Below are 20922 nucleotides of genomic sequence, written 5' to 3'. Positions count from 1 at the left end.
GTCCCGTCATTCCGGGTTTGACCAGCAGGTAATAGCGTCTGTCTTTGCCGTAGCGGGGCAGTTCCTTTTCGACAATAGGACGAGGACCGACAAGGCTCATATCACCGCGAAGCACGTTCCAGAGTTGCGGAAGTTCATCCAGACTCGTGCGACGCAGTAAGCGGCCGATAGGCGTGATCCGAATATCATTCTTTAATTTGAAGTCGCGATTCCACTCTTCCCTGGCCTGACTGTCCTTAGCAAGAAGATCCGCGAGTACGGCATCGGCGTCGGTCACCATGGAGCGAAATTTCAGACATTTGAACGCCCTTCCGCCTTGTCCTACACGGACATGACCGAAGATCGGCCGTCCGCCGTCTCTCGCGACAATCAGACATAACGCGATGAACACCGGCAGGAGCAAAACGAGCAAGGCAGCCGACCCGAGAATGTCCATGGCGCGCTTGGCGACGTCGCTGAGCGCAATTGGTTCGAACGTGTCGTCGGCATCGTAGTCATCGAACGAAAGTGACTGGCTCGCGGCGGCCTCGACAGAAGACTCCGATGAAATGGAGTCTCTCGCACCCGCGTACTCAGGTACACCATCGTCTGACACTGACTCCCACACCTTGTCGGCTAATGCCATTGCGGTCCCCGGATCAAAGTTACTCGACGATTACCTCGGCGTTTCCGTGCTCGAATTCAGGACTGAAGCGCTCGTCAGCGAGACGATCGCGAACGTATCGTTTGAGGTCAGTAGATCAGTGACAGCGTGCAGCCGATAACGTGATTCAAAACTCGAGACGATTCCATGACATTTCGACGTGACATATATGTAGTCCTAATATCAATTAGGGATTACATCGGCGTTTTCGCTGCACACTGCGGATTCGTCGCGTCAATCGTCGGAGCGGGTACTCAGCGCAGACACGACGGAAAGGTGCATCGCTTAAACGCGCTCCGGGTGACGAGATTGTCTGAAGCCCTCAACACGATCGATCGCGAGCTTCTGTGCTTGAGGTAGAGATGGATACAGACAAGGACCAAGCATACGTGATGCGCAAAAAAATTCTGGCCAACACCTTGGTCAATCCTGCCAATCAGACTGACTGAATATAGAAAAAATAACCGTGTGAAGATTCTTTTGCGCTTTGGTGAAGATCAGCGTCGGCATGCGACTTTAGATAGTTATGCCATGCAAACGCGAGCAGACCGAATCTCGTGTGTCGCACGTGCGGTGAGTCTGATAGCGCAATAGAAGTGAATCAGCACGACCGTATCGTTAATGTCACCACATGTCGGATTGTCGCAACAGCAAGCTCGATTTTTGTTGTTGCTGCAATAGCGATGAGTGCGTGTTTACCCGTTCAATACATTTCATTTTGAGCTTGCCTTAGGCGATGGGCAGTGGGCGAAGGATTTACCAAATCGCTCTTCCATACCTTTGCTGGGCGTTGAATAAGCGCACATAAGGACGGTTTTTCAACAACCATCACTCTCAAACCCTTATTCATCTGATGATTAATGTTGTTTCGGAACGCTAAACAAGTACCTATTACCGTATGATATTTACGCTAGCGGTAAATAATTTATTCATGTTATAGTCCGACAATACGTTTCGCGCTGGACGTAGTTGATCGACCAGGACGGCGCAGGCGGAAGAAAGTTTGCATTAGAGACTAATTTTAGGGCGCAAACGTTTGCGCATGTGTCCCTTTGAATTCATCTTTAGAACGCTCGTGCATTGATCAGGTTCGCCCTCATCTCGCTCTTCGCTTTCATCTGCTAATCATCGTCGCACCGATTCAGAACAGGCGTTCTTATCCGGAACGCGTGGATTCCTGTTGTCGCTTTTTTCGTGCAGCCCTCGCGGTGACGACGTTTATTTGATGCACACATTTCGTTATTACCCGTTAGTTACCCTAATTGCTTAATTGACTAAATGAATTCTTCAAACACCCCTCTCAAACGATCGTCTGGCATCCTAATTAAACAAGGGCGCAATCTCTTTTCGCTTGTACCGGCAGCACGCCTGCTCACTGCTGCCATTGCCGGTGGCGTGTTGCTGTCCGCTTGCGGCGGCGGTGAAGACACATCCGCGGCTTCGAACGTATCCGCGGTCGCAAACGCAGCAAGAAACGCCTCTGTGTTCACCGTGGCGTCGCCGTCGGCAAACGCAACAGTCTCCGGAACCGTCACAGTTCAAGGTACGGCGGGATCGAAATGGGTCAGTGTCGCGGTGTATGACTCGTCCACCGGAAAGAAGATCGGCGCGTCCGTCGCTCCGGCGAACGGCAAGTATTCGGTGTCGGTCGATACATCCAAACTGACGGCAGGCTCGGCAACCTGGCAGGTGATTGCGTCCAGCTCGCAAAACGGCGTTCGCAACACCGTTAATCTGAATGTCTCCGTTTCGCAAACCAACTCGACGCCCGCCTCAACCGGCAAGACTTCGACCACGGGCAGCGTGTTTTATGGCGTCAACGGCCATATCAGCTCCGGTGGCGCGTATGACACCACGAGCATACAAACTCAGCTTTCACAATTGCAGGATCTCGGCGTCAAGATTTACCGCAACGATGTTGGTGACGTGAACAGCGCCGCAACGCTCGCTGCGGCCGCGAAAACCATGGCAGCCGGCGGCGTGACACTCTATCCCACGATCACCATCGGCCAATCTTTCCAGAACGAAGCCGCCGCATATAACGCGGGCTATACGCTTGCGCAGCAAGTTGCCAATCAGATGCACGCGCCGTACTACGAGATCGGGAACGAACTGGAATTGGAAACGCTGGTCGGCAATGTCGACGGCACGAAGCCCACGGATTTCGATAACGCCAAGTTCATGATTGCTCGCAGTGCAATTCGAGGACTAATCGCAGGCGTGAAGGCGGTCGATCCGCAGGCGAAGATCGTTATTGGTGCGCTGGGCTGGCTGCATTTCGCCTTCGACCAAATGCTGGCACAAGGCACTCAACCGGACGGCACGAGCGGGCATCCTGTCGTATCCTGGGACATCACCGCATGGCACTGGTACTCCGACTTCGGTGATATCCAGAACGCATGCGGCGGCTCGGGATGCTATAACGTGCTCTCCAAACTTCAGAGTTTCGGAAAACCCATTTGGCTGACCGAATTCGGCGTGCGTCCTGATCAAGGCACCAATGCTCAGATCGCTACATACCTGACCGGCAACAGCATGATGGCGGAATTTGCCTCGGTTGCATCGACGTACGATGTCGAGTCGATTCAAATGTATGAGCTTTATGACGATCCCTCGTATGGCGAAGGTCCGTACGGCTTGTTGCAGAACGATGGGAAAACGCAGAAGGCTGCATACAGCGCCTACAAGTCCTTCGTTTCGTCTCATCCGAAATAAGGCAAACGCATCGGAGCGGTTCGCGTAAGTGACACTTTCTAGTTGACCGCCCTCACGGCAAGAAGCGCACGCGCTTCTTGCCAGCTCCTCTTTCGCATATCGGACAGAGTCAACGCCACGATTTCCATTGAGTCTTACCAATTAATTCACTTCATTCGTATAGCTAATCATTTTCTGTGATCGACTATCATGCGATGCATATTCTCCAGTGACGCAACCGCGTGCACCAAGGAACTGCATTCCGCTCAACTGACTCTTCAATAAAGTTTTAGTTATCTCGTCTTTTCATCGACGGGATCGACTATAGTTGCCTTGTCCGCGTTCAGGACCGTGGTCGGCAATACACAAAGATCAGTCGCCATTCAGGCAACTCACTACGCTGAGTAGCCCCCACCGTTGAGGGCATTCGCATGGAACTCGCTCAGCCGGAGCATTTCGAATGCTTTCATTGTCACAAGATCTTCCTGGGCCGCGTGTACGAGGTCGTTCGCGAACGGTCGCGTTTGCACTTCGATGGACGCGTGGCTCATGTCGAGAGTGATAACTTTCGCGGCCTCGAATGCTACTGTTCTCGCGCGTGTCTCGATGCCCGTGTAGACCGGGTAATGGCTCGCGAGCATGTTCCGGCCACTTATCCCGGCCGCAGTCGTATCGCGAATTGCGCCATTTGTCATGCTTCTGTCGATAGATCGGCATTTCACGTGGCGTATCTGGCGACGCTTTCCGAACCGATCGATGCGACTACCTGGGATACAGTCGAACTCGACTATCTCGCCGTGCTCTGCGAGACGTGCAGTACATCGAAGAAGCGATCGAACGAAGACGACTTGCTGATGAACTTTCCTTCTCTGAAATAACTCACGCGCCAACATGAAGGTTTAGCGGCGGACAGCAACTACCACCACTCGCGTCTTTTTACGCGATGCGTACAGATTAGTTCAATCAAAAGCCGAGTTTTCTGACAAGATCTTGGGCAATCCTGCCAACTCAACAATAAATCGCGTCGATCAAACAAGCAGCGACAACTTCGCTTCCTGAGAAATTCGCGCCAACAACTGCGTGATCGCATCCCGCCCGACCGTACGATTCACTTCGGCCACCGCCTCCGGCTCGGTCACGATGTGCATCACGAATTCGCCGTCCGCGTTGAAGCCCGGAACCCACAACGCCACGACATCGCCATCGACAAACAGTGCGTCGCCCATTGGCTCTTCGAGTTGCGGCACTTCGGCGTGGGCCACCGCGTACACCGGCTCGGGCGTGTCGCAGACCATCTGCGTGCCGTTGAGCGCTTCGAACAGCGCTGCGTGATCCTGCGCCGCAATCGCATCGCGCAATTGCCCGACCACGCGCCGCCGTGCAACAGCATCGACCGGTTTCTGCGGCGCGCCAGCACGCGCGAGCCGCGTTTTCGCACGATGGATAAGCTGACGGCAGTGTTCCGCTTGCCTGCCGATAGCCTCGCTGATAGCGGCGTAATCACAGTCGAAAGCCTCGCGCAGTAAAAACGCCGCGCGCTCGTCGGGCGAAAGCTTATCCATTAGCAGCGTCAACCCATACGACAACTGCGCGCCGTCCAATACTTCGTTTTCAGGCGAAGGCACGGTCGAATCGATCCACGGTTCCGGCAGCCAGCCACTCTCGCGTGCCGCGTATTCTGTTTGAAGCACCCGCAATCGGTCGATGGACAGCCGCGTGACCACCGTGGTCAGCCATGCGCCCGGCTCGCGCAGTTCGGCCGAGTCCGCTGTGTGCCACTTCAGCCACGCGTCCTGCACGACGTCTTCCGCTTCCGCGCGGCTGCCGAGCATGCGATACGCGAGCGACACCAGACGCCGGCGCTGGGCGTGGAAAAAGTCGAAAGTAACCGGGGCGCGCCGATCGTTTTTTGGGATGCGTGGTTCAGTCATGCAGATGCTCCGTGCAAGGTGGTCCGGCGCAGTCAGTCTGCCAAAGTCTGCCAGAACGCCGGGATTCATGCGTATGACGGGCGAAGCTGTGCCCGCGTGACAGGCCAGCGAAAATATTTTCATGTCACATATTGGCTTCCACAGCCGTCATCAACACAGAACGTGGCGCCGCTGCGTTGCCCTTATCAAAGGACGCTGACATGACCTCTCTCTACGCAAGCTTCGGGCTCGTGCCGACCGTGATCGAACAATCGGGGCGTGGCGAGCGCGCGTTCGACATTTACTCGCGGCTGCTACGCGAACGTATCGTGTTTCTGGTCGGTCCGGTGGACGGGCAATCCGCCAGTCTCGTGGTCGCGCAACTGCTCTATCTCGAAGCGGAGAATCCCGACAAAGATATCTCGCTCTATATCAACTCGCCGGGCGGTTCGGTGTACGACGGGCTCGCCATCTACGACACCATGCAGTTCATCAAGCCCGAAGTCTCTACGCTATGCACGGGATTCGCCGCGAGCATGGCGACTTCCCTGCTCGCGGCCGGACAAAAAGGCAAACGCTACGCGCTGCCCAACGCGCGGATCATGATTCACCAACCCTCGGGCGGCAGTCAGGGCACGGCTGCGGACATCGAAATACAGGCGAAGGAAGTGCTGTATCTGCGCAAGCGGCTCAATGCTGCCTTGGCGGATTGCACGGGCCAAAGCGTGGAGCAGATCGAGCGTGACACCGAACGCGACAACTTCATGTCCGCCGAGGAAGCGAAACGCTATGGGTTGATCGACGACGTGCTCGCCGATCGTCACTCGCGCTAATCTGGAAACACATCAAATGCGATCAAGAAAGCTCATCAGCAAGGGCGCGATCTCATCGAGCTTGTCTTCCAGCGCGAAGTGTCCGGTGTCGAGAATATGCAGTTCGGCATCGGGCAAATCACGCAGATACGGATGCGCGCCCTCTTCCGGGAAAATCTTGTCGTTCTTGCCCCACACGATAATCGTCGGCGGACGATGTTCGCGGAAGAACGCTTGGAACTGCGGATACAGCGGCACGTTCGTCCCGTAGTCGAGGAACAGGTCCATTTGGATTTCGCGGTTGCCGGGCCGGTCGAGCAAGGCCTGATCGTGCACCCAGTTGTCGGGGCTGATCCGCGTCAGGTCCGCGACGCCGTCCGTGTATTGAAACTTCGTCGTTTCGAGTGTGACGAGTCCGTGCAGTGCTTCGCGGTTCTTCTGCGAGTGATCGGCCCAATAGGCCTTGATCGGATTCCAGAACTCACGCAACCCTTCTTCATAGGCGTTGCCGTTCTGCACGATCAGTCCCGTCACGCGCTTCGGATCTTTCAGTGCGAGCCGGTAACCCACCGGTGCACCGTAGTCCATCACGTACATGGCGAATCGATCGATACCGCGACGGCGCAGCAAGGTATCGACGATATCGGCGAAGCGCTGGAAGCCGTAGGCGAAGGCGGTGTGATCGGGTGCATCGCTTTGGCCGAAACCCGGATAGTCCGGCGCGATGACGTGATACTTCGCGGCGAGAATGGGAATCAGATTGCGGAACATATGCGACGAGGTCGGAAAGCCGTGCAGCAGCAAAACGACGGGCGCATCGGACGGGCCGGCTTCTCGGTAGAAGACGTTGAGGCCGTCAATGTTTTCGGAGGCGTGGCGAATAACAGGAATCGGGTTCATGGCTTCATTCCTAATCAAGGTTTGATCGGAGCGATGCGGTTTGCATCGCCAGTGAAGCCATCGTGAAGCATTCTCGGATTCGACGGAATATCGGCTACTGAGAACGTACTGTTCTGATTAGGAGAACAATTAACCTTATGGCGCAACTGGAGCGACGCCGATCCAATGCGCATGCCCATACAGGACCATGAACGCGTAAAAGCCCAATCCGGCCACCACAACGATCACATCGTTGACCGGCGAGGCAGGTGCGCCCGGCACCGCGCGCGGATTTTTGCGCCGGCTGACCGATACCAGATCGGCGATTGCCCAGAGGAGAAAGCCGCCGAACAGCACGACATCACGAAGCGATCCATTGGCGATCAAATGCGCCAGCGCCCAGAGGATCACGGCAAGCAACATCGGGTGCCGCGCTACGCGTTTGATTCGACCCGGCAGATAGGCTGCGATCAGCAGCGGGAAAACCGGCAGCATCAGCAGCAACGCGAGATGGCGCAGTGCCACGGGTGGCGCGTAGAGCATGACCGGTGCGTGTCGCGCCATGCCGTAGCCATAGAGCATGGCCACGAAACTGGCGATGGATACCAGCGAGTAAAGCCCTTTCCACGGGCCTTCGCCGAGTCTGGCAATCTGCGCGGCGCGCCAGCCTGGAGCCACGATCGATACGGAATGAATGCCCAGAAACACCAGCAAACCTATGACGAGGAGTAGCATGACCCGAGAATATTGACAGTGACAACATCGAGAGTAGTGATCGCGTTGCGCGTCGTCAAGCTAAAATTGACGATGTCAACATGAGGTCAACGAATGACGGTCGAGAAGACGAAAGCGAAGCGTCCGTATCATCACGGCGCTTTGCGTGAGGCCATGCTCGAAGGCGCGGAACGCATCCTCGCGCGCGAGGGTCTTGAGGGGCTGACGCTGCGCGCCGCCGCGCGTGAAGCGGGGGCATCGCATGCTGCGCCGAAGAATCACTTCGATAACGTCGCGGGTTTGCTGAGCGAATTGGCTGCGGTCGGCTTTCGGCGCTTCGAACGGTCTCTGCTCGATGCCGCCGCCGGAATCGATGCGCCCGAAGCACGTCTCGCCGCATTGGGTCGCGCGTATGTCGCCTTCGCCACGAGCTATCCGGGCTTGTTCCTGCTGATGTTCCGCAGCGAACGGCTCGACCTGTCGCGGCCGACTCTGTTCGAAGCAATGAACGCAGCGCAATCCGTACTGCGCGACGCGGTCGGTGCCGAACTCGCGCCGGACGGCACCATACCGACCGCATCGGCGGCCCGGCTCGTGGCTGCGTGGTCGCTCGTTCACGGCTACGCCATGCTGCAAATCGACGGGCGGCTCGACAAGATCGTCGGCAACTTGTCCGATGGCGGCGACGCCACCACCTTGCTCGGCGCGATTCTCGATGCAGGCGGCGGCCAACTACGCGCGTCGTAAATGCTTTAAGCGCTGAAGGCCGGCCTGAAAACAGGCCGGCCATCGCCTTAATTGCTGATCGACATGGTCGAATTCAGCGTCAGACTATCCGACGCATCGCCCACCAGCACCTGATACACACCGCTCGCGGTCTTCCACTGCTGCGACGCCGTATCCCAGGTTCCGAGCGCGTGGCTCGCCGACGTCGGATCGATGGTGATCTGCACGGTCTTCGTCTCACCCGGCGCAAGCTGCACCTTCTGGAATCCGACCAGACGCTTGGGCGGCTGGCCCAATCCCGCGGGCAACGACAGATACACCTGCGGCACTTCCGCGCCCGCGAGCTTGCCGGTGTTCTGCACATCCACCTGCACGGTAATCGGCTTTGTGCCGTCCGATGCCTGCGGCGTCACCTTCAGACCCGACAACGCGAAGCTCGTATAAGACAGCCCGTGACCGAACGCGAACAGCGGCTTCACGTTTTGCGCGTCATACCACCGATAGCCGATCTGCAAGCCTTCCGAATACGTGACTGTCGGCACGCCATTGACCGTCACGCCGGGGAACTGCGCCGGAGTATTCGCCGGCCAGTCGCCCGCGTTCTTCGGGAACGTGACCGGCAGCTTACCGGACGGATTCACCACGCCGAACACCAGTCCCGCCATGATGTTGCCGTCCTCCTGACCGGGGAACCACGTTTCCAGCACGGCGGGCACCTGATCGATCCACGGCATCAGCGCGGACGCGTTGTCCTTCATCACGACGGCCGTGCGCGGATTCGCCGCCGCTATCGCCGTCACAATCGCATCCTGATTGTTCGACAACGCGATGCTCGTCCGGTCCGCGCCCTCTTCCGCAATCGTCCCCGCGAGAACGATCACCACGTCGGCCTGTTTTGCTGCGGTGACGGCATCGGCGAGATTGCTGTTGTCGTCGGCGACGATGGTGAGATTGGCCGTCGCGTTCGAACCGAGTTGCTTCAGCGTGTTCTGCACGCCCTGAAGCGGCGTCACGGTGTAGAGCGGAATCACATCGGAACTGCCGCCGCAGCATCCCGACACCGCCTTGTTCGCATACGCCGCTTGTCCGATCAGCGCGACGGTGCGGATGGATTTTGCATCGAACGGCAAGAGGTTATTCGAATTCTTCAGGAGTACCGCAGATTGCTCACCGATCGCGCGTGCAATCGCGCCGTCGCCGGTCTGATCGATGGCGGTCTGCGTGACGGGCCGATCGAAGATACCGAGCTTGAACATCTGCGTATAGCGGCGGCCAAGCGCAGTATCGATATCCGATTGTTTGATCTGCCCCGCCGCGAGCGCCGCGTTGATCTTCGCGGGCGTCCACCATGCCGTAAGCGGCGCAACGTCGATGCCGGGCATTTCATTGTCCAGTCCGGCGAGCATGGTGTTGGCCGTGCTGTGCGCCGCGAAGAAATCCGACTGCACGTAGCCGGTAAAGCCCCATTGTCCGCGCAGGACATCGGTGAGAATGTGCTTGTTTTCGCACATGGAATAGCCATTCACCGAATTGTACGAGCACATCACCGACGCCACGCCGCCGTCCTTCACCGCCATTTCGAAGGGCACCATATACAGCTCGTGCAAGGTCTTATCGTCGATATTTTCGTTGATGGTCATGCGATTCGTTTCCTGCTCGTTGGCGACCAGATGCTTCGCCATCGCAATCACGCCGTGCGATTGAATCGCCTTGATTTCAGCGACGCCCATCGTGCCGCTCAAAATCGGATCTTCGCCGAAGTACTCGAAATTGCGGCCGAGCGTGGGATTGCGTGCGAGGTTCATACCCGGACCTTCGAGCACATGCAGCGCGAGATTGCGCGATTCGCGTCCGATCACATCGCCGAACTGGCTGGCGACGGTTGTATCGAACGATGCAGCCACGGCCATGCCCGAAGGCAGCGCGGTCGCCTTCGCAGATGCGGGACTCGACAGCGACGACAGCGGCAATCCCGGCAAATCGGGCGACACGCAATCGTTCTGACCGACGCCGACCGGACCGTTGGTCACGCGCAAAGTGGGAATCTGCAATGCCGGAATGCCCGTGATATGACGGCTGCCATAACACGATGGAATCTCGGGCACCACGCCGGGCGAACCCGTGATCTGCGCAATCTTCTGATCGGACGTCATGGCCGCAAGCAACAGCGCCGTGCGTTGCTGTGGCGCGAGCGACGTATCCATCCACGCGTGCGCGTTGGTCGCGGGCGGCGTGCCGTCATCGCTATGACCGCCGCATGCTGCGGTGAAAATCGTAGCCAAGGCCACGCTTACCAAGCTTCGCTTGTTCATCTGTCCCGCCTCCTTTTAAAATACTCAGTCATACTTATCGTTGGTGTCACTCGCTGTTCCCGGTACACTGCTCCAGTGCATCTCACTGCGGCTTAATGCGGTTCAGTGCGGCGTATCCGTTACCTCAATCAAACGTTTTCCACATGAAGAAACCTTCGGCAACCATTCGCGACGTCGCGGCGCGCTCGGGCGTTTCGGTCGCGACCGTGTCCAAGTTCATCAACGGCACCAAGCGTTTCACCGAGCCGGTGGAAGCGCGGTTGAAGGCGGCTATCGAGGAACTCGGCTATCAGTCCAATCCGCTCGCCCGCTCGATGGTCACAAAGGAAACGCACACCATCGGCCTGACCATTCTCGATATCAGCAACCCGCATTTCACCAACGTCGTGAAAGGCGCGAATCGCGTGGCGCTGCGCCACGGCTACACCCTGCTGCTGGTCGATGTCGATGAAAACCAGGCGCGCGAACGCCCGCTTACCGAAGCCCTCGCCCGCCGTGTCGATGGCCTGATCCTCAGTTCGCGTCTGCCGGAAGAGGCGTCGCAATGGCTGCTCGATCTCGACAAACCGCTGGTGCTGCTCAGGCGCAGCGAGCAGTTGCCGATTCCGAGCGTGGGTATCGACAATCGGCTGGCTACGTTTATGCTCACGCGTCATTTGCTCGATCTCGGGCACCGCAATTTCGCTTATCTCGGCTTCGGACAGGCGCGCATCAATGACGAGCGGATTGCTGGTGTGCGCGACTGCCTCGCGCAGCACGGGCTCGAACTTGATGTGCACGATGTCCACGCGCCGACCAATCGCGCCGGCGAGCATGCCTGTTCGCGTGTCATGCTCGGGCCGAAGCGTCCGCAAGCCGTCATTTGCTACAACGATCTGATCGCGCTCGGCTTTATCAAGGCGGCGACCGCGCTGGGCATTCGCGTGCCGCACGATGTGTCGGTGACCGGCATCGACAACGTGCCTTATGGCGAAATTTCCGCGCCTGCGCTGACCAGCGTCGATACCCAGAGCGAGGTCATGGGCGAAATCGCCATGCAAAAGCTGATCGACGCGCTCGCGGGCAAAAGCGAAATCGAGCATGTCACGATCGAGCCGTGTCTGATCGTGCGCGAATCGACTGCGCCTTGCGCGAAAACTGGCGTATCGCAATAGCAATAAATATCGTTAGGGATGCTGAAGGCATGAGTGTCTCCGCGCGCTTGGCGAGCATCGCAAAGCGCGTGTTTTTTGGTTTGAAGCGTGTCCCAACATCTGATTGGGAAAACGGTTACCCAGATTAGCCATTTTCGAGATGGCTTACCAATCCTTTCTGCTCAGGGCTTTCCCTAGCTTCGATAAGGTATTAAATACCTGATAACACGTTGGGAATCGGCAATTTGGTAATACCCTCTACTTAATTTCGCTTTACCCCCGCCGTTACTTAAGACATCACGCGCCGAATCGAACGAGCGCGAATCGACAATCAAAGGGGTCTTATGACGGGGTATCGCGGAAAAAACGGCCTGGCCGTGGGCGCAGCATTGGTGCTGACATTGACACTGGGCGCGTGTGGCGGGGGCGGAGGCGGCGGCGGTTCCAGCGCCGACACGACAAAATCCGCGACCAGCGGCAGCGCCGCCAGCGCCACTTCTGCAACCACCGCGCCTACCACGAATACGAGCGTCGCCGTCGCGACATCGACCGACGGCAAACTGCACGCCGCCTGCACGAATTGCGGCGCCGCCGACGATTCCACCTACAGCGGCAGCGGCACCGGTCTCTGGCAAGCACTCAACGAGACGGATCAAAGCAGCGTCGTCAATGTGACGCTGGGCAATGTCGCGGGCAAGCACGTGTCGCTCGTGTTCACCAATGAAGGCGCGTCGCAGTCGATGTCGAGCATCGCCGCGAATCAGGATATGACGTCATCGGTCAGCAAGAGCGCGGTGTCGTCGTCGAAGACGCTCAGTTCGGTGAACGCGCCGCCGCTTTCGTTCGATTCGACGCGCCTCCAAACCATCCACGAATTCAATCGCACGGGCTGGACTTCGTTCACCAACGCATCGCCCGATGCGAATTCGACGAGCGCGGCGCAATTGCCCGCATCGACATCGAAGGCGGCGGCGCAATCGAACGTGGTCGGATCGACTACGCGCATGTTCTGGATCGGCGAGGACTCCAACCGCCAAATGACGCTCGAAGGCACACAGCAAACTTCGGATGGCACGACCATCAATCTGTGGGTCGAAACCGCCGAATACGGCAGCGCGAAAGTCTCCGCGGGCATCGTCCAGCAACTGCTGAAGACGTATGCGGGCGCGGGCGGCGTGTATGACCTGGTGACGAGTATCGGCGGGCCGTTCTGGGGCGCGACGAACCACACCGGCGTGATTGCCGCGAACAACCAGCCGATCGATATCGTCGTGGCCAATCTCACGCCCGATGGCAAGGCCTTCGGTGAACTCGGCTACTTTTACGCGCTGAACAACTTCGTCAATCAGGGCAGCGGCCCGACCGCGCACAGCAATCAGGACTTGTCCATCTATGTCGATTCGGAAACGCTGTACCTCGGCGGCACGCTCGGCTGCCAGGTCATCAAAAGCGTGATGGCGCATGAAAGCCAGCATATGCAGAGCTTTTATCGCCGCGCGATGCTGCTCGGCGCGGACTACGTGTTCGACACCTGGCTCGAAGAAATGATGGCGATGATGATGGAAGACTGGCTCAGCACGAGTCTCGACGCGAGCTACGCGCCGATCCGCGATGACCGCGTGGTCTCCTTCCTGAGCTATGCGGGACACGGCGGCTATTCGTGCAGCCTGACGACATGGACGCCCGTCGCGAGCGCCTGCGACAGCTACGCGATGAACGGCTCGTTTGGCGGCTTTCTCAATCGGCAGCTTGGCCTCGCCTTCTACAAGTCGATGCTGACCGACAAGAGTTCGACCAATTCGCTGACCGCGTTGAACAACGTAATCGCGCAGTATCGTGCGGGGTCGAGCGTGGCGCAGGAATTCCGCTATTTCACCGCGACCACCGATGGTCAGGTTCCCGCGAACGCGAATGTGGCGCGCTATTCGTTTGCATCGCGTACGGATAACGGTCTGACGCTGGTGCCGATCGACCCGTCGGCTTTCACGCGCGATCTGCCGTCTTCATCGCCGGGCACGCTGGCGAGCCTGTCGAGTTTTCCGGCCGCGCGCAGCAATGTGCCGGCGACGTATAGCGAATCGGTCACCGTGCCCGCGCATTCGACGCTGACCGTCATTATTCGATGACGTCATACGCGCGATTGAAATCACAGTTATCGCAAAATTGACAAAAATCCCTTGTCAACTGCGCCATTAATCTTAAGCGTCTACTTACCTAAACTGGAATCACTGAAACGCAAACGGGTGTTTGCGAAAAACAAAGAATCCGGAGGTAATACCATGAAGCTCGCAACTCTTATCGTCGCCGCTGCGCTTGCTGTTCCCGCTGTTTCGTCGTTCGCTCAAAGCCAGCCGCTGACGCGCAGCGAAGTGAAGGCGCAACTGGTGCAAGTCGAACGTGCGGGCTACAACCCCGGCATGGACCACACGACTTACCCGGCTGAAATTCAGGCAGCGGATGCGAAAATCGCCGCGCAAAACGGTCAAAACAGCTATGGTGGCGTCGCTGATACATCGTCGGCAGCAGGCAGCCGCGGTGTAGCACACACGGGTAACGACATCGCGCCGGTGTACTTTGGCCACTAAGTCGGCCACTAAGTCGATCGGATTACTGATCAAATCGTAAGCAAGAACAAGATGCTGGCCGCTGTCGGGATCGACGGACGGCCAGTTTTGCTTTTAGCACTTTCAGCACCTCCGCCACCGGGTCAACCGATGGCTTGCCCAGCGGCGTTCGCCCTGGGCTTTTTTTGATTTCTTAGGCAAGGCGCGGTATTAATGACCGCTTTAGCTTGCTCGTTTACGCTTAGCACGTAAAAAATTTCTCTCTTAGCTATCAGGCGCTGGCTTTCAATGCCGTTAAGAAAGCCTGAGGGCGACATGCACACGTAGTCGGCCATTCAAACCAGCCGCATACGTAGAAAATGCGCACGCACACTGAGAGAGAAAACATGAAGCAGATTGCACTGCGAACTGCCGGGGCCGTCATTGCGATCGCTATCGCCGGGACCGCGCCCACGCTTGCCGATGCCGCCAGTCCCAAGAGCACGACTTTCGCGGTCACGCTCACCGTTCAGGCCGACTGCACCATCACCGCGAATCCCTTGAACTTCGGTACGACGGGCCTTATCACCAGCAATATCGATCAAACCACCACGATGAACCTGACGTGCAGCTCTGGTTCCGCATATAACGTCGCGCTCGATCAAGGCTCGGTCAGCGGTTCGAGCGTCGCCTCGCGTCTGTTGGGCGGCACGGGATCGAACACAGTCAACTTCTCGCTGTTCCGCGATGCCGCGCGCACGCAGAACTGGGGCCAAACGGTCGGCAGCGATACGATGTCGGGCACCGGCACGGGTATCGCGCAGACGTTGACGGTGTATGGCCGCGTGCCGACGCAGACTGCGCCGGCAGCGGGCAATTACTCATCGACCATTACGGCGACTGTTACGTTCTAAGGATCACTGACGAAGGCTCAGGGCAGCACTGGCGCGTGATACACGAGCGTCGGTGCGAGCAGCCAGAGCATGGTCAGAACCAGCACGGTGCCGCCGCCGTCTCCAGCACCGCTTTCGATACCGCGCGCAGGAAGCGCTTTGGCATTCACGCGATCACATCGTGCTCGCCAATTCACGCGCCTGCGCACTCGCTGCTTCGCGCGATTCGGTATCCGCCTCGGGACCGAACAAGGTCTTCTCGACGCTTATCGTCTGAATATCCGTGATGCCGACCATGCGCGCCCACATCGCCATATAGGTGGTCTGGAAGTCGTATGAATCGGGCGGGAAGTCGGGGCCGAGTTGCACGCCGCGCGCGGCAATGGTGACGACTTTGCGTCCGCCGAGCGTGCCGTTCAGACCGTTTTCATCGAAGGTAAAGAGCACGTCCTTTTGCGATATCACATCGATCAGATGCTTGAGCCGGTAAGGAATGCCGAAGTTCCACATCGGCACGCTGAAGAGAATCACATCGGCCTGACGGAAACGGTCGGCAAGCGCGCGGACCGTTTGCCAGGCGGCGGCTTGTTCGGCATCGAGCGGACGGCCTTCGAGGCCCGCGTATTTCGCGTCGATCACCGGACCGTCGAAGGCGGGAAGATCGACCGACCATACGTCGAGTTCGTCCACGCTTGCATCGGCATGTTTCGTCTTCCACGTTTCGACGAAGGCGTTGGCAACCTGATGCGAAGCCGAACGCTTGCGCGGCGATCCAATCACATGAAGCAGATGCATGTCTCCTCCGATGAAAACTCAGCTTGAACCAGAACGGCGATAGCCGCGCCTTATGCTTAGCTTAAACTTAAAGCAAGCGCTGCTCCTGCCGCGCAATCAAGGCATTCTCCGCGATGCGCCCCAATCCGGACTTTCCCGGATAATTTGCTAAGCGAATTTTTAGTTCGGATGCCGAATTATAATTGAAGCACCCAAATTTCTTTCAATAGCCATACATAAAAAGCATTTCGCGTGGATGGCGCAGACCTTGCTTCAAGCCTTCGCTCGATACCCGGCGTTTCGACCGGTACGCGTTCAGGAGGGAGACAATGCGCGCAGACACCCACGATATAGCGTTTCCGCAGCATCACGCAGACGACGGCTGGCTGGTGCCATCGATCCGCAAAGCGCACGAGCGCTCGGAAATTTTCGGTTTACTGGCGTCGGCACGGCCCGACTACGATGTGCTCACGCAAGGCGAGTTGCTGCTCAAGCTCGAGCAGAACCGCGTGCTATGCGCCCATGCCACACCCGTGATGGAAACGCTGCGCGAACAGATCGTCGATACGCAAAGCATGATCGTGCTGACCGATGCGCAAGGGCTGATTCTCCACTCCACCGGCGACGACGACTTCCTTGTGCGCGCGGCCAAGGTTGCGCTAAAGCCGGGCGCGAACTGGGCAGAAGATCGACAAGGCACCAATGCGATCGGCACGGCCATCGCGGAGCGTGATGCGACGGTCGTGCATGGCGATCAGCACTATCTCGCCGTCAATCATTTTCTGACTTGTTCCAGCGTGCCGATCCTCGATCCGTACGGCGAACTGATCGGCGTGCTCGACGTAACCGGCGATCATCGCAGTTATCACCAGCATACGATGGCGCTCGCGAAGATGTCGGTGCAGATGATCGAAAACCATCTGTTCAACAGCACGTTCAACGACATGGTCCAGATTGCTTTTCACAGTCGCCCCGAGTTCCTCGGCACGCTGATGGAAGGCATCGCCGCGTTCACCTGCGACGGCCGTTTTCTCTCCGCGAATCGATCGGCGCAATTCCAATTCGGTTTGCCACTGGCGTCGCTGCGGGCGCATACGCTTTCTTCCTTGTTCGGGCTGAGCAGCGCGGAATTGATCGACCGTTCGCGTGCGAATCGTGCGTCGCGTATGTCGCATATGACGCTCGGTCTGAGCAGCGGCACCGTGGTGTGCGCGCGCGTATCGATGAACCGCGCGCCCTTCGCCGATATGCGCTGGCCTTCGCAAACGCGCAACGCATCGGTCGCGGTCGAGGCGAGGCCGCGTGCGACCGAGCGCGATACCCCCGCCCTGCGCGCGCTCGATAACGGCGACGCCGCGATGTCCGTGGTCATCGACAAGATCCGCAAGGTGATTGGCAAGGACATTCCGGTGCTGATCACCGGTGAAACAGGCACGGGCAAGGAACTGCTCGCGCAAGCCATTCACAACGACTCGCCGCGCCGCGATGCACCGTTTATCGCGGTGAATTGCGCGTCGATTCCGGAGAGTCTGATCGAGTCGGAGTTGTTCGGTTACGAGGAAGGCGCGTTCACCGGCGCGCGACGCAAGGGCGCGGCGGGCAAGCTGTTGCAGGCGAACGGCGGCACGCTGTTTCTCGATGAAATCGGTGATATGCCGTACCCGCTGCAAGTGCGTTTGTTGCGCGTGCTTCAGGAACGCGTGGTCAACCCGCTGGGCTCATGCAAGTCCATTCCCGTCGATGTCGCGATTATCTGCGCGACGCACCGCAATCTGCGCGAGATGATCGCGCTGAACCGCTTCCGCGAAGACCTCTATTACCGCCTGAACGGACTGGTGGTGCGCCTGCCGCCGCTGCGCGAACGCACGGATCTCGCCGCCGTCATCGCCAATATGCTGCAATGGCTCGACGCAGACGAGCCGCGCGATGCGCCGTTGTGCATCGACGCGGAAGTGATGGCGCTGTTTCAGCGTTATCCGTGGCCGGGCAATTGCCGGCAACTGGCAAGCGTGCTGCGTACCGCCGCCGCGATGTCGGGTCCGGACGGATGTATCGGCCGTGAACATCTGCCTGACGATTTCTTCGAAACGCCGTTCGGCAGCGGATCCGCAATACACGAAACGCATGCTGCATCTGATTCCACTTCGGGCAAGCTCGAAGACGTGACGGCTTCACTGATTGCATCGACGCTGGCGCGGCATCAGGGCAATGTATCGGCAGCGGCGCGTGCGCTCGGGATATCGCGCAATACGATCTATCGAAAAATGCCCCTGAATGTGCCAACTGCGCCAACTGAACACTGACCTGTTCCACGGGTGTTCCGTTTCGCAACACTGTTGCTGCAGGCAGGAACACTCGCCGCGTTCTTGCCTGAATCGTTTTGAAAGGAAGCGATCGCGTTGTCTTCGAAGGCATGGAGCTTGCATTTGCACGCCCGGCAGCGAACCTTCGCTGCTCATTTATTCGACGATGCCTCTATAGGAGATGACCATGCAATGGACCACGCCCGCTTTCAACGATCTGCGTTTCGGCTTTGAAATCACGATGTATATCGCTGTGCGCTAAGCACGGCGTCGTTTCGTTTCTCTGAAGCAGGCGCTGCTCACGCTCACGTCACGTCGCGTCAGCAGCGCCGCGCGCCGATCGATCCCATCATGAACATACCGATGGCACGTGCCCGTCCGCGCCTGCGTGCGCCGTTCCGAATCGAATGGGACGCGTATCGGCGCACCGTGGCAATCGTGCATCCGCTGGGCCGCGCCGAACTCAATCGCAGTGCGGGCGAAATTCTCTCGCTGTGCGACGGCACGCGCGCACTCGACGACATCATCGATGCACTCGAAGCGCGCTTTCATGCGACCGGACTCGCGGCGGATGTATCGCGCTTTATCGACGAAGCACGCAGCCGCGGCTGGCTCGACTGATACCGCTTCTATGTTGCGTCTATGTTGCTTCGGGCAACAGCGCATCGTCACCTTGCTCCACGTTGCAACACGCGCTTGTGATTGCCTCGTTGATGCATCGAAGTCCGCACAGTGCCATCCATCAAGGCGCATCAAGGCGTTCACGCGAATCAACGACGAATGGCATACGACTTGCCTTGTGGGATATCGAATTGTTTTGCAGCCCTATCGACAATACCCACAGGAGACAACGATGAAGACATCCGTCATGGCAGCAGCGGCAATCGCTGCGTTCAGCATCGGAGCGGGCGTATCACTCGCCGCAACGAGCGACTCCGGCGCGTATCCGGATGTCAACTACGAACGGCTCGCCAACGCACAGAGCGATCCGGGCTGGCTCACCTACTACCGCACCTATAACGGTCACGCGCATTCACCGCTCAAGCAGATCGACACGAGCAACGTGAAGGGCCTGAAACAAGTGTGGAGCTACAAGTTTCCCGCCGAACTTCAGCAAGGCTTCGAAGCGACGCCCATCGTCAACGGACGCTTTCTCTTCGTGACCACGCCGAAAGACAACGTCTATGCCTTCGACGCCGCCACCGGCAAACAGCTCTGGAAATACGAGCCCAAACTCGGCGCAGAGTCCTTCAAAACCGCTTGCTGCGATGTGGTCAATCGCGGCGTCGCGCTGTATGGCAAGAACGTGTATGTCGCCATGCTGAGCGGCGAGGTCGCGGCGCTCGATGCGCAAACCGGCGCGCTGGTCTGGAAAAAGGCCATGTTTGATCCGGGCGTAGGCTACGCATTCTCACTCGCACCGCTCGCGCTGGACGGTGCGCTGGTCGTCGGCAGTTCGGGCGGTGAATACGGCGCGCGCGGCTTTATCGCCGCACTCGATCCGAACGACGGCAAGGTGCTCTGGAAGCGCTTTACGGTGCCTGGCGCGAAGGAACCGGGTGGCAACACATGGCCCGACGGCATGCAGGAACACGGCGGCGCGCCAGCCTGGCTGACCGGCACATACGATGCAAACAGCAAGACGCTTTACTGGGGCGTAGGAAATCCCGGACCGTGGCTCGCAGACCTTCGTCCCGGCGATAACCTCTACTCCGACTCGCTGCTCGCGCTCGATCCGAAAACCGGCGATCTCAAGTGGCACTATCAATACACCACGCACGACACGTGGGATTATGACGGCGTCAACACACCCGTGCTCGCCAATATCAAGTATCAAGGTAAGGATTACGATGCAATCATCCACGCCGACCGCAACGGCTTCTTCCACGCGATCGATCGCAGCAGCGGCAAGCTGATCTATGCGCGCCCATTTGTGACCGCGACATCGGTGACGGGTTATCAGGACAACGGAGCGCCGGTTCAGGATCCGGCGAAGTATCCGAAGGCGGGCACGACTATCGAAACGTGCCCGAGCTTCCTCGGCGGCAAGAACTGGTGGTCGGTTTCGTACGACCCCGAAAAACATCTCGCCATCGTGCCAGCGCTGCATGCGTGCATGTCGCTGTCGGGTAAATCGGTGAACTATATGGAAGGTTTGCCCTATCTCGGCGAAGGCTTCGAAATCAAGCCCGAACCGAACAGCAAGGGCTATGGCGAATTGCAGGCAATCGATGTCGATACCGGCAAGAAGGTCTGGAGCCACTGGACCAAACTGCCGTGGAATGGCGGCGTAGCGACGACCGCCGGCGGCCTCGCCTTCAGCGGTTCGCTCGACGGACATCTGCTCGCCTTCGATGAAAGCAGCGGAAAAGTACTGTGGCAAAGCCCGAAACTCGCCAGCGGCATCATTGCCCAGCCTTCGGTGTTCGAGATCGACGGCAAGGAATACGTCGCGATTCTCGCGGGTTACGGCGGCGCGAATCCGATCTGGGGTGGCCCGATGGCGAAGGCTGCGGACAAGATTCCGCGCGGCGGCACGCTGTATGTGTTCGCGCTGAAGCACTCCTGACCGCTGCTTGCCTCTTT

Annotated in this window: 19 protein-coding genes; 12 read left to right on the top strand and 7 right to left on the bottom strand. The window is 58.4% G+C overall.

Annotated elements, in window-relative coordinates; genetic code table 11:
- Positions 1 to 625 (bottom strand): sugar transferase (locus P7F28_RS15190; protein WP_277185349.1); only part of this gene is annotated, 625 nt, incomplete at its 3' end.
- Positions 626 to 2125: 1500 nt separating this feature from the next.
- Between P7F28_RS15190 and P7F28_RS15185 the strand changes: the two genes are divergently transcribed.
- Together P7F28_RS15185 and P7F28_RS15180 are read left to right on the top strand one after the other, a co-directional pair.
- Positions 2126 to 3358 carry a glycosyl hydrolase gene (locus tag P7F28_RS15185; protein WP_277185348.1) on the top strand — a complete coding sequence of 411 codons (1233 nt, stop codon included), beginning with the start codon at positions 2126 to 2128 and terminating at the stop codon, positions 3356 to 3358.
- A gap of 605 nt (positions 3359 to 3963) precedes the next feature.
- Positions 3964 to 4215: a hypothetical protein gene (locus P7F28_RS15180; RefSeq protein WP_277185347.1), complete on the top strand. Its 252-nt coding sequence runs from the start codon at positions 3964 to 3966 to the stop codon at positions 4213 to 4215.
- A gap of 150 nt (positions 4216 to 4365) precedes the next feature.
- Here P7F28_RS15180 and P7F28_RS15175 read toward each other — a convergent pair whose 3' ends face one another.
- Positions 4366 to 5268: a sigma-70 family RNA polymerase sigma factor gene (locus P7F28_RS15175; protein WP_277185346.1), complete on the bottom strand. Its 903-nt coding sequence runs from the start codon at positions 5266 to 5268 to the stop codon at positions 4366 to 4368.
- A 200-nt stretch (positions 5269 to 5468) separates the two neighbouring features.
- On the opposite strand from P7F28_RS15175, the gene clpP reads away from it, so the two are divergent.
- Positions 5469 to 6080, top strand: a complete 612-nt coding sequence (clpP, locus tag P7F28_RS15170) for an ATP-dependent Clp endopeptidase proteolytic subunit ClpP (protein ID WP_277185345.1) — start codon at positions 5469 to 5471, stop codon at positions 6078 to 6080.
- Between the two features lie 12 nt (positions 6081 to 6092).
- Here the strand turns inward: clpP and P7F28_RS15165 are convergent, their stop codons facing one another.
- A complete protein-coding gene (locus P7F28_RS15165) occupies positions 6093 to 6959 on the bottom strand; it encodes an alpha/beta fold hydrolase (RefSeq protein WP_277185344.1) in 867 nt (288 codons plus the stop codon).
- Positions 6960 to 7094: 135 nt separating this feature from the next.
- Positions 7095 to 7673 carry an NnrU family protein gene (locus P7F28_RS15160; protein WP_277185343.1) on the bottom strand — a complete coding sequence of 193 codons (579 nt, stop codon included), beginning with the start codon at positions 7671 to 7673 and terminating at the stop codon, positions 7095 to 7097.
- A gap of 93 nt (positions 7674 to 7766) precedes the next feature.
- Between P7F28_RS15160 and P7F28_RS15155 the strand changes: the two genes are divergently transcribed.
- Positions 7767 to 8399, top strand: a complete 633-nt coding sequence (locus P7F28_RS15155) for a TetR/AcrR family transcriptional regulator (RefSeq protein ID WP_277185342.1) — start codon at positions 7767 to 7769, stop codon at positions 8397 to 8399.
- A 47-nt stretch (positions 8400 to 8446) separates the two neighbouring features.
- Here P7F28_RS15155 and P7F28_RS15150 read toward each other — a convergent pair whose 3' ends face one another.
- Positions 8447 to 10690: a glycoside hydrolase family 3 C-terminal domain-containing protein gene (locus P7F28_RS15150; RefSeq protein ID WP_277185341.1), complete on the bottom strand. Its 2244-nt coding sequence runs from the start codon at positions 10688 to 10690 to the stop codon at positions 8447 to 8449.
- Between the two features lie 143 nt (positions 10691 to 10833).
- Here P7F28_RS15150 and P7F28_RS15145 point away from each other — a divergent pair, with 143 nt between their 5' ends.
- From P7F28_RS15145 to P7F28_RS15130, 4 genes are all read left to right on the top strand, one after another.
- Positions 10834 to 11844 carry a LacI family DNA-binding transcriptional regulator gene (locus P7F28_RS15145; RefSeq protein ID WP_277185340.1) on the top strand — a complete coding sequence of 337 codons (1011 nt, stop codon included), beginning with the start codon at positions 10834 to 10836 and terminating at the stop codon, positions 11842 to 11844.
- 356 nt (positions 11845 to 12200) lie between these two features.
- Positions 12201 to 13949, top strand: a complete 1749-nt coding sequence (locus P7F28_RS15140) for a hemagglutinin (protein WP_277185339.1) — start codon at positions 12201 to 12203, stop codon at positions 13947 to 13949.
- Positions 13950 to 14102: 153 nt separating this feature from the next.
- Entirely contained in the window at positions 14103 to 14408 is a 306-nt protein-coding gene (locus P7F28_RS15135; protein WP_277185338.1) for a DUF4148 domain-containing protein, read from the top strand.
- Positions 14409 to 14773: 365 nt separating this feature from the next.
- Positions 14774 to 15280, top strand: a complete 507-nt coding sequence (locus P7F28_RS15130; RefSeq protein WP_277185337.1) for a spore coat U domain-containing protein — start codon at positions 14774 to 14776, stop codon at positions 15278 to 15280.
- A gap of 17 nt (positions 15281 to 15297) precedes the next feature.
- Here P7F28_RS15130 and P7F28_RS15125 read toward each other — a convergent pair whose 3' ends face one another.
- Positions 15298 to 15429, bottom strand: coding sequence for a hypothetical protein (locus P7F28_RS15125; protein WP_277185336.1), 132 nt, complete (start codon positions 15427 to 15429; stop codon positions 15298 to 15300).
- Positions 15430 to 15433: 4 nt separating this feature from the next.
- Complete coding sequence (locus P7F28_RS15120) at positions 15434 to 16054, bottom strand: FMN-dependent NADH-azoreductase (RefSeq protein ID WP_277185335.1); 621 nt, start codon at positions 16052 to 16054, stop codon at positions 15434 to 15436.
- A 308-nt stretch (positions 16055 to 16362) separates the two neighbouring features.
- Here P7F28_RS15120 and P7F28_RS15115 point away from each other — a divergent pair, with 308 nt between their 5' ends.
- The 4 genes from P7F28_RS15115 (at position 16363) to P7F28_RS15100 (ending at position 20905) form a co-directional block, all read left to right on the top strand.
- Positions 16363 to 18336 carry a sigma-54-dependent Fis family transcriptional regulator gene (locus tag P7F28_RS15115; protein WP_277185334.1) on the top strand — a complete coding sequence of 658 codons (1974 nt, stop codon included), beginning with the start codon at positions 16363 to 16365 and terminating at the stop codon, positions 18334 to 18336.
- 187 nt (positions 18337 to 18523) lie between these two features.
- Positions 18524 to 18598 carry a pyrroloquinoline quinone precursor peptide PqqA gene (gene pqqA / locus P7F28_RS15110; protein WP_277185351.1) on the top strand — a complete coding sequence of 25 codons (75 nt, stop codon included), beginning with the start codon at positions 18524 to 18526 and terminating at the stop codon, positions 18596 to 18598.
- Between the two features lie 89 nt (positions 18599 to 18687).
- Entirely contained in the window at positions 18688 to 18957 is a 270-nt protein-coding gene (pqqD, locus tag P7F28_RS15105; protein ID WP_277185333.1) for a pyrroloquinoline quinone biosynthesis peptide chaperone PqqD, read from the top strand.
- A 232-nt stretch (positions 18958 to 19189) separates the two neighbouring features.
- Complete coding sequence (locus P7F28_RS15100; RefSeq protein WP_277185332.1) at positions 19190 to 20905, top strand: methanol/ethanol family PQQ-dependent dehydrogenase; 1716 nt, start codon at positions 19190 to 19192, stop codon at positions 20903 to 20905.
- Positions 20906 to 20922: the final 17 nt, after the last annotated feature.

This window comes from Caballeronia sp. BR00000012568055, from assembly GCF_029439455.1.
Classification (GTDB): domain Bacteria; phylum Pseudomonadota; class Gammaproteobacteria; order Burkholderiales; family Burkholderiaceae; genus Caballeronia.
The sequence above is the reverse complement of the archived record's forward strand: the minus strand, read 5'-3'. Positions and strand labels throughout refer to the sequence as shown.

Bases quoted from the DNA above. Each gene is read 5' to 3' on its own strand.
- P7F28_RS15180 (WP_277185347.1), top strand. From the start codon at position 3,964: ATGGCTCGCGAGCATGTTCCGGCCACTTATCCCGGCCGCAGTCGTATC.
- P7F28_RS15175 (WP_277185346.1), bottom strand. From the start codon at position 5,268: ATGACTGAACCACGCATCCCAAAAAACGATCGGCGCGCCCCGGTTACT.
- clpP (WP_277185345.1), top strand. From the start codon at position 5,469: ATGACCTCTCTCTACGCAAGCTTCGGGCTCGTGCCGACCGTGATCGAA.
- P7F28_RS15165 (WP_277185344.1), bottom strand. From the start codon at position 6,959: ATGAACCCGATTCCTGTTATTCGCCACGCCTCCGAAAACATTGACGGC.
- P7F28_RS15160 (WP_277185343.1), bottom strand. From the start codon at position 7,673: ATGCTACTCCTCGTCATAGGTTTGCTGGTGTTTCTGGGCATTCATTCC.
- P7F28_RS15155 (WP_277185342.1), top strand. From the start codon at position 7,767: ATGACGGTCGAGAAGACGAAAGCGAAGCGTCCGTATCATCACGGCGCT.
- P7F28_RS15150 (WP_277185341.1), bottom strand. From the start codon at position 10,690: ATGAACAAGCGAAGCTTGGTAAGCGTGGCCTTGGCTACGATTTTCACC.
- P7F28_RS15145 (WP_277185340.1), top strand. From the start codon at position 10,834: ATGAAGAAACCTTCGGCAACCATTCGCGACGTCGCGGCGCGCTCGGGC.
- P7F28_RS15135 (WP_277185338.1), top strand. From the start codon at position 14,103: ATGAAGCTCGCAACTCTTATCGTCGCCGCTGCGCTTGCTGTTCCCGCT.
- P7F28_RS15130 (WP_277185337.1), top strand. From the start codon at position 14,774: ATGAAGCAGATTGCACTGCGAACTGCCGGGGCCGTCATTGCGATCGCT.
- P7F28_RS15120 (WP_277185335.1), bottom strand. From the start codon at position 16,054: ATGCATCTGCTTCATGTGATTGGATCGCCGCGCAAGCGTTCGGCTTCG.
- P7F28_RS15115 (WP_277185334.1), top strand. From the start codon at position 16,363: ATGCGCGCAGACACCCACGATATAGCGTTTCCGCAGCATCACGCAGAC.
- pqqD (WP_277185333.1), top strand. From the start codon at position 18,688: ATGAACATACCGATGGCACGTGCCCGTCCGCGCCTGCGTGCGCCGTTC.
- P7F28_RS15100 (WP_277185332.1), top strand. From the start codon at position 19,190: ATGAAGACATCCGTCATGGCAGCAGCGGCAATCGCTGCGTTCAGCATC.